This is a genomic window from Aquificaceae bacterium (assembly GCA_037722135.1).
Lineage (GTDB): Bacteria > Aquificota > Aquificia > Aquificales > Aquificaceae > Pampinifervens > Pampinifervens sericum.
The window spans coordinates 1-7,189 of record JBBKAW010000039.1 but is presented as its reverse complement, the minus strand read 5'-3'; the positions used below and the strand labels follow the sequence as shown (position 1 = coordinate 7,189).

The window sequence follows — 7,189 nt, the reverse complement described above, 5'->3', positions numbered from 1 at the left end:
CTTGAAATAAAGCTAAGTGCTGAAGAGCTAAGTAGGGCATACTCGGGTTTTGAATTTGACATAAGAGACGGTATCCTTAAGATTCTCAAGAGAAAGAAGGTGCTCTTTTTCAATAAGACTCAAGAGGTAAGACTTTCTGAAGTTGACCGTAAGGTTAAAAAGGATAGGGAAACTTCAAGACAATGGGTCTTTTTCAAAGTGCTTTCAAAGGATGTTATTGAGGATTTACAAAAGTTAGAAGTTTTTAGCTGGGATGGTGAGTATTTGGGTTTGGATGTGATGCCTGCGGTAGTGCTTACGGAAACCTACGAAAGGATACCAAAGCAGTTCAGAGAGAAACTCCTTATAAACAGATACAAGATAGGGAAGGACTACCTTTCTGTCTTTTTCAAGTTTGAAAAGTAGTGTATTTGAACCGACATGTAAAGGGCAAGGAGGTGTTTTTGAAGTTTGGAGTGATAGCAAAGAGAGCTTTCATGATACGGTTATTGTCAGAGTGCTTCTTAAAAACAAAATCCACGTAAATAGAAGGATGGTGCAGATGGACCAAAAGACACTTTTGAGTTTAAGCTATAATAAACTTAGGAGGTTTGACATGAGCTTGCTTGCGGTTTATGATGAGGAAGGAAGGCTTTTGGAGGTTGAAAGGGACTACGAAAAGATATCTCAGAGGCTTGCGTCCATTGGCATACGCTTTGAAAGGTGGGAGGCAAAGGTAGAGCTTCCCTGGTCCGCAGGTCAAGAAGAGGTGCTTGAAGCCTACAAGGAGGATGTGGAGAGGATAGTAAAGGAGTTTGGCTTTAAGTCCATTGATGTGGTAAGCCTAACACCAGAGCATCCCAAAAAGGAAGAGCTAAGGAATATGTTTCTTTCGGAGCATACGCACTCAGACTTTGAAGTTAGGTTTTTCGTAGACGGCTGTGGAACCTTTTATCTGCATCCCGAGGATAAGGTCTATGCGGTCTTGTGTGAGAAGGGTGATTTCATAAGCGTGCCTGCAAACACAAAGCACTGGTTTGATATGGGGACAGAGCCTTTCTTTAAGGCTATTAGGTTTTTCTCCATACCTGATGGTTGGGTGGCGAACTTCACAGGCTCTGACATATCCAAAAAAATACCAAGCCACGACCAAATCTTGAAGCTAAGATGATAAGGGCAATTATAACGGATATAGAAGGAACAACCTCATCCATATCCTATGTAAAAGAGGTTATGTTTCCCTACTCAAAGAGAAGGCTTAGAAGTTTTCTTGAGGCTTATTGGCAAGAGGATAAGGTCAAGGAGCTAATAAGAGGACTTGAGGAAAAACTCCAAAGAAGCGTAGACCTTGACACTGCGGTAAAGACCTTTGAAGAATGGATAGACAAAGACCTAAAAGAACCACTTCTCAAGGAACTTCAAGGGCATATATGGGAAGAGGGGTTTAAGTCAGGAGAATTAAAAGGACACATATACGAAGATGCTTATAAGAAACTCAAAGAATGGAAGGAGCAAGGCTATTGGCTCTATGTTTACTCTTCTGGTTCTGTAAAGGCTCAAAAGCTCTTTTTTGGAAACACAGACTATGGAGACCTTACCTATCTTTTTGATGGTTTTTTTGACACTTCTGTGGGAAGTAAAAAGGAAAAGGAGTCTTATCTGAAAATTGCTGAGCTTATAGGTCTAAAGCCAGAGGAGTGTTTGTTTTTGTCTGACTTGGAAGAGGAGCTTGACTGTGCAAGGTCCGCTGGTATGAGAACTGTAAGGGTTGTAAGAGACACGGAAAAGACAGATTCAAAACATCCTATTGTGGAGAACTTCTACCAAATAACACTTTAAGAGAGTAGAGAACAAATATAGCACCACCTGCAACTGCAAGAAGTGTGCCAATACCCATTAGACCCAAAGACATAAGCACTACTGGGTCATCGGTAAAGCCTGTGCCGTAAGTCTTTCTTGGTGCATTCCTTAGACCTGCAAAAAAGAGTCCCAACACAAAAAGCACCATGCCAGTGCCGTATAGATAAACTTGGGGTAGGGATATTTTGCTAAGCCTTTGGGTATATCCCAGTTCCTTAAAGAGATGGTAAGCGGTCGTCATAAAGGCAAGGGTTTGGCTGGTTATTACTCCATGATAATGGGCAGGAATGCTAAGGTTTGACTTCATTCCTATGTATTCGCTTGAGGGGTTAATAAAATAAGACACAAGAGAAGGCAGAACTCCAGCATAAGCGATAAATACACCAAGCAGGTAGAGGACGAGAGAGATAAAAAAGGCTGTGGAATATAGGTCTTTGTCTTTCTTAAAGTTTTTGAGCAAGAAAAATATATGGAAGAAAATGGGAAGACCAAGTCCTACCGCATATCCAAGGTCTGTAAGTCTTCTTGCACCTTCGGAAACAGGGTCTGCAAAAATTATGGGAATAAACACATACATAAAGCAAAAGGAAAGAAACAAAAAGCTCACATATCTAAGTCTTCCAAGTTCAAGTCTTACACCCTTTATCTCAAACAAGTAATACCAAGCGTATAGGAGCATGACACCGTTTATAAACTGATGGGTGTGCCCAGGTGCCCAATAGAGCCTTTCGTAAAAAAGGTAGAGCTCTTCTCTTGAGCCTGCCTTTGGTATGGAGGTTAGAAAGGCAAGAAGCATAAAAATAGAAAGCAGGATAGAAACTGATGCTAAGTGTTCCCTTGGGTTTTCTGAGAATATACCCTTTTCAGCTCTTGCCAAGAGTCCAAAGCTACCGAGCCAAAAACCGGCAAAAAAGAGCAGAGCACCAAGCCAGAATAGTGGATGGTCTATGGTGGGAAGGTAGTTGTTAGATACTCCCTTGCCAACTCCCAGAAGGGAAACAAGGGCTATAAAGAAAATGCCAGTTAGAGAAAGGTAAAAGGGTGTTTTTAACTCTTCTTTAAAGGTTAATTGCCACAAAAGGAGGGTGAAAGTAAGAAAAAAACCCACTATGGCAAGGTCTACATGTCCTATAATGGCGTGGTAGAAATATCCAGGAGGCACAAGTTTATAAACTACTGGCGTTCTCGCTACCGCAGCCACAAGGGCAAGCAAACCACCAAGACCCAAAGAAACAATAGAAAGCAAAAGCCACTTTTTATGCATAGTTTATCTCCTCATGTCAAAAACCATCACAGAAAACAGAAGAGCTATGTATAGAATTGAGTAGAAAAACAGAAACATACCATTGGGCTTTTTTGAAAAGACAAACTTGAGGGTAAGAAGAAGGTATAGACCACTTAAGAGGAGAGCGGAGACAAAGTATATGTGTCCTGCAATCCCGTAGATTGAGGGCAATAGGCTTAGTGGCAAAAGCCCCGCTGTATATATTAGGGTTTTTATCTTGGTATGCTCTATTCCCTTTGATACGGGAAGGGTTGGAATTCCTGCTCTTTTGTAGTCTTCCGCATACTTTATTGCCAAAACCCAAAAGTGAGGGGGTTGCCACATGAACATTATGAGAAAAAGTATAAGAGCTTCAAAGCCTACCTCTCCTCTCACCGATGCATACCCTATCACGGGAGGAAGAGCACCTGAAACACCGCCTATTTCTGTAGCCAAAGGACTTTTTCTCTTTAGGGCGATGGTATAGACCACCACATAGAAAAAGACTGCGAGGAAAACAAAAAAGGTCGCAAGTAGGTTTACCATAAGGAGCATTACCATCGCAGAAAGCACAAGCAAAGACAAGCCAAAGACAAGGGCATTGGAGGATGGTATGCTTCCGCTTGGCAGTGGTCTGTCCTTTGTCCTGCTCATAAGGGCATCCAAGTCTCTGTCAAAGAACTGATTGAGAACCGCAGAACCTGCAGAGGCAAGCCCAGTGCCAAGAAGTGTCCAAAAGACGAGCCAAGGGTCTGGAAAGCCTCTCTTGGCAAAATACATGCCAGTGAGAGTTGTTATTAGAACGAGCAAGACTATGCCAGGTTTTGTGAGGATTATGTAATCCCTTATGAGACTACTGTATACCACAGCCCTACTCACCATGCAGGTTTTACCCTTGGCTCTGGAGTTTTACTAAGTTGAAGGTTGTATGTAAGCCAAGCAAAAAGGAAAAAGCCCATGGCAGTGTCAAGAAACACAAGTGGGAGGAAAAAGCCAGATACTACCATGGAAATGGCGAACAGGAACTGAAGGTTTATAAAAACAAAAGCGGTAAGGGTTGTCCTGTTAAAGTTAGACACCATAGCCAAAAGAAAGGCAAGCCACGTAACATAGGCTATGTTTCTGTGAGCAAATTGAAGGGCAACCTGCCAGTTAGTAAGGTCTGGTATTAGCTTTCCCGCACAGGTAGGCCACTCATGACCACAGGCTTCACCAGAACCTGTGTATCGCACAAGGACACCGGTTATCATAGTGGTAAGGGCGAAGGCATAAGCCCAAAGAGGCACACCACCAGAAGGGTTTTCATCCCTTTGCAAAAATCTGTAAGTTAAAACCAAAGCACCAAGAATTATCATGGATTCGTATATGTGGAAGGATTCAAGGAGCATATGAGACACATATTTGAGGTTTGGAGCTTCTAACCTTATCATCTTCATCCCTGTAAGTGCAGCGGATACGGTAAAGAGCAAGGCAACAAGAGATGCTATCTTTGCGGATTTTGGAGCGGTCTTGTATTTGAACCATAAAAGGAAAAAGGTAAGGAATACAAAAATACCTGCAAGCCCGCTGACTGTTCTGTGTCCCATTTCTAACTTTGCGGAGGTATCCTTTGGTAGTTGAAAGTTACCATAGCAAAGGGGCCAATCGGGACAGGCAAGCCCAGAGTCTGTGGACCTTACCGCTCCTCCCCATATCATCACTATGTATGTGAAAAGTATAGCAAGTCCTAAGAATAGCCTCAGCATAACAGCTATAAATTATACCTCAGTGGTCTCAATGGTAAGCTCTTTTATATACCTTAGCAATTCCTCCCTGAGGTCTTCCCTCTGCAATGCAAATTCAAGGATGGTCTGTATGTATCCCATAGGTGTTCCCGTGTCGTAGACCCTTGAGTCAATCTTTATGGCATAGACCGCTTCTTCTTCAAGAAGTAGTCTTATGGCGTCGGTAAGCTGTATCTCACCTCCCTTACCGGGCGGTGTTATCTTAAGTTTTTCAAATATCCTTGGAGTAAAGAGATACCTACCTACTATGGCAAGTCTTGAAGGGGCTTCTTCAAGCTTTGGCTTTTCCACAAGGTCATCTATTATGTATATGTCCTTTTCAATATGCCTGCCGTCTATAATGCCATATTTTGAAACCTCCCTCTGTTCCACTTCAAAGACTGCTATCACACTTTTACCAAACCTCTTGTATACGTCCATCATTTTTCTTAGCACATTATCCTCATCTCTGAGTATCACGTCTCCCAGGCACACTATAAAAGGCTCATAACCCACCGCAGGCTCTGCCACAAGCACCGCATGACCGAGTCCGAGCTGTTCCTTTTGTCTTATATATATGGGATTTATTAACCTGCTTATCTCCATTATGTTTTTCAAAAGCTCTGTTTTTCCGCATTGTTCTAAGTGCTTTTCAAGGTCTGTGTTTATATCAAAGTGGTGTTCAATGGGTCTTTTATGTCTTCCTGTGACGAATATAATATTGTCAATGCCAGCATCAAGGCACTCTTCCACGATAAACTGTATGACAGGCTTGTCAATTATAGGAAACATCTCCTTTGGCATGGCTTTTGTTGCTGGCAAAAACCTTGTCCCCCAGCCTGCTACTGGCAAAACCGCCTTTCTTACTTCCATGTTTATACCCTCCTTAAAGTAGATTTCTTTCTTTTAAGAATTTTGCAAGCTCCTCATCTCTTTTTGCCAGTTTCCTTAAGGCTTCAAACCTGTCCCATATGGCAAAGCCTATAGTTACCACAGTTATGGTGGCAAAAGTGCCAGCGAGAATACCCATAAAGACCAGAATCATCTCAATCTTGTGATTAACTTCTTCAAACCTTTTATCTACCTGCTCAAACCTTTTGTCTGTCTGCTCCATAAACACCTTTAAGGTTGCCTTTATCTCCGCAACATCTTTTAGCAACTGTTTCTCTTCTTCTGGCGTAAGGGCAAAAGAGAGGCTAAAAAGGAATAGTAAGCAAAGAAACAAGCTCTTCATTTCCCCTCCTCATGAAGAATATACTTCTTTATCTCCTCACAGGCAAGTGGATTGGCAAAAACTTTTATGTTTTTGGAGAAAAGCTCATGGTCTTTGAGTATACGCTCTATCTCTTTGACTAACCTTTCTACGCTTACTTCTTCCTGTCTTAGAAGGAGTCCACCTCCAAGGTCTTCTATCTCTTTTGCATTGTAATACTGATGGTCTCCAATTGCATGGGGAAAGGGAATAAAAACGGAAGGCACGCCGAAAAGAGAAAGCTCTGTTATGGTGCTTGCACCCGCTCTGCTAAGGGCTACAGTGCTTGCTCTGTATAGGATATGCATTTCATGACTAAAGGGCAAGACTAAAACTTTTAGTCCTTTTTGCTTATAAAATACCTCTAACTTTTCATAATCCCTTTCTCCGGTTATGTGTATGCCCTGCCAACCTGTTTTTTTAAAGACCTCGGGGGCTATCTGGTTTAAGAAACTTGCACCTTGACTGCCTCCCACTACAAGGAGCGTAATTTTGTCTTCCAAACCCAACCTTTTGAGTGCTTCTTCCTTGCTTAGACTAAGACCCTCCAACAGGGATTTCCTAACAGGCAGACCAGTCTTAACAGTCTTTTCCTTTGGAAAGTATCTTTTTGTGTATTCAAAGGTTATAAAGACCCTTTTTGCAAACCTCCATAGTAGCCTGTTTGTCTTGCTTGGCACAGAGTTTTGCTCATGAAGGTATAAGGAAGTGCCTTTTAGAGGGCAGGCTAAACCCAGAGGAAGGCTCGCATACCCTCCAAAGACCACCGCCTTGTCTCCTCTCTCTAATAGCTTGGCTACTTGCAAAGCTCCCTTGAGGTTTTTAAACACAGAAGTGAGTTTCTCCTTTATACCTCTACCCATAAAAGGGTAAGCCTGCACAAAGTGGCTTTGGACGGGCAGTTTGTCGCTGAGCCTTTTTTCTATGCCTCTTTCTGAACCCACAAAAACAGTATCTATCTTCTCCTCAAGAAGGCACTCTATGAGTGCCAGTGCAGGGAAGAAATGTCCACCCGTGCCACCACCGGAAACAAAAACTTTCATCTAACAAAGCATTATATTTAAAAGTCAT

General features: G+C 42.3%; 9 protein-coding genes. 3 read left to right on the top strand and 6 right to left on the bottom strand.

Annotated elements, in window-relative coordinates:
- From WKI49_02735 to mtnC, 3 genes are all read left to right on the top strand, one after another.
- On the top strand, positions 1-405 hold a 405-nt coding region (locus tag WKI49_02735), incomplete at its 5' end, for a hypothetical protein (protein MEJ7621420.1).
- Positions 406-595: 190 nt separating this feature from the next.
- Positions 596-1,150, top strand: coding sequence for a cupin (locus WKI49_02730; GenBank protein MEJ7621419.1), 555 nt, complete (start codon positions 596-598; stop codon positions 1,148-1,150).
- The gene (mtnC, locus tag WKI49_02725; protein MEJ7621418.1) at positions 1,147-1,818 is read left to right on the top strand and encodes an acireductone synthase; all 672 of its coding nucleotides are present in this window, start codon (positions 1,147-1,149) and stop codon (positions 1,816-1,818) included. The genes WKI49_02730 and mtnC overlap by 4 nt, the downstream gene beginning before the upstream one ends.
- On the opposite strand, the gene WKI49_02720 is transcribed toward mtnC, so the two are convergent.
- From WKI49_02720 to murG, 6 genes are read right to left on the bottom strand one after another with little or no spacing between them, the layout of a single operon-like run.
- Positions 1,784-3,103, bottom strand: a complete 1,320-nt coding sequence (locus WKI49_02720; protein MEJ7621417.1) for a cytochrome C oxidase subunit I — start codon at positions 3,101-3,103, stop codon at positions 1,784-1,786. The genes mtnC and WKI49_02720 overlap by 35 nt on opposite strands.
- Before the next feature lie 3 nt (positions 3,104-3,106).
- Complete coding sequence (gene cyoE, locus WKI49_02715; GenBank protein MEJ7621416.1) at positions 3,107-3,985, bottom strand: heme o synthase; 879 nt, start codon at positions 3,983-3,985, stop codon at positions 3,107-3,109.
- A complete protein-coding gene (locus WKI49_02710; GenBank protein MEJ7621415.1) occupies positions 3,979-4,848 on the bottom strand; it encodes a COX15/CtaA family protein in 870 nt (289 codons plus the stop codon). The genes cyoE and WKI49_02710 overlap by 7 nt, the downstream gene beginning before the upstream one ends.
- A gap of 12 nt (positions 4,849-4,860) precedes the next feature.
- Positions 4,861-5,739: a UTP--glucose-1-phosphate uridylyltransferase GalU gene (galU, locus tag WKI49_02705; GenBank protein MEJ7621414.1), complete on the bottom strand. Its 879-nt coding sequence runs from the start codon at positions 5,737-5,739 to the stop codon at positions 4,861-4,863.
- Between the two features lie 13 nt (positions 5,740-5,752).
- Positions 5,753-6,100 carry a hypothetical protein gene (locus tag WKI49_02700; protein ID MEJ7621413.1) on the bottom strand — a complete coding sequence of 116 codons (348 nt, stop codon included), beginning with the start codon at positions 6,098-6,100 and terminating at the stop codon, positions 5,753-5,755.
- On the bottom strand, positions 6,097-7,161 hold the full coding sequence (gene murG, locus WKI49_02695) for an undecaprenyldiphospho-muramoylpentapeptide beta-N-acetylglucosaminyltransferase (GenBank protein ID MEJ7621412.1): 1,065 nt from the start codon (positions 7,159-7,161) through the stop codon (positions 6,097-6,099). Before murG ends, WKI49_02700 begins: the two co-directional genes overlap by 4 nt.
- Between the last annotated feature and the right edge of the window lie 28 nt (positions 7,162-7,189).

What these genes read in the sequence shown, in the direction of transcription:
- WKI49_02710 (MEJ7621415.1), bottom strand. Translation starts at nt 4,848, where the DNA reads ATGCTGAGGCTATTCTTAGGACTTGCTATACTTTTCACATACATAGTG.
- mtnC (MEJ7621418.1), top strand. Translation starts at nt 1,147, where the DNA reads ATGATAAGGGCAATTATAACGGATATAGAAGGAACAACCTCATCCATA.
- WKI49_02700 (MEJ7621413.1), bottom strand. Translation starts at nt 6,100, where the DNA reads ATGAAGAGCTTGTTTCTTTGCTTACTATTCCTTTTTAGCCTCTCTTTT.
- cyoE (MEJ7621416.1), bottom strand. Translation starts at nt 3,985, where the DNA reads ATGGTGAGTAGGGCTGTGGTATACAGTAGTCTCATAAGGGATTACATA.
- murG (MEJ7621412.1), bottom strand. Translation starts at nt 7,161, where the DNA reads ATGAAAGTTTTTGTTTCCGGTGGTGGCACGGGTGGACATTTCTTCCCT.
- galU (MEJ7621414.1), bottom strand. Translation starts at nt 5,739, where the DNA reads ATGGAAGTAAGAAAGGCGGTTTTGCCAGTAGCAGGCTGGGGGACAAGG.
- WKI49_02730 (MEJ7621419.1), top strand. Translation starts at nt 596, where the DNA reads ATGAGCTTGCTTGCGGTTTATGATGAGGAAGGAAGGCTTTTGGAGGTT.
- WKI49_02720 (MEJ7621417.1), bottom strand. Translation starts at nt 3,103, where the DNA reads ATGCATAAAAAGTGGCTTTTGCTTTCTATTGTTTCTTTGGGTCTTGGT.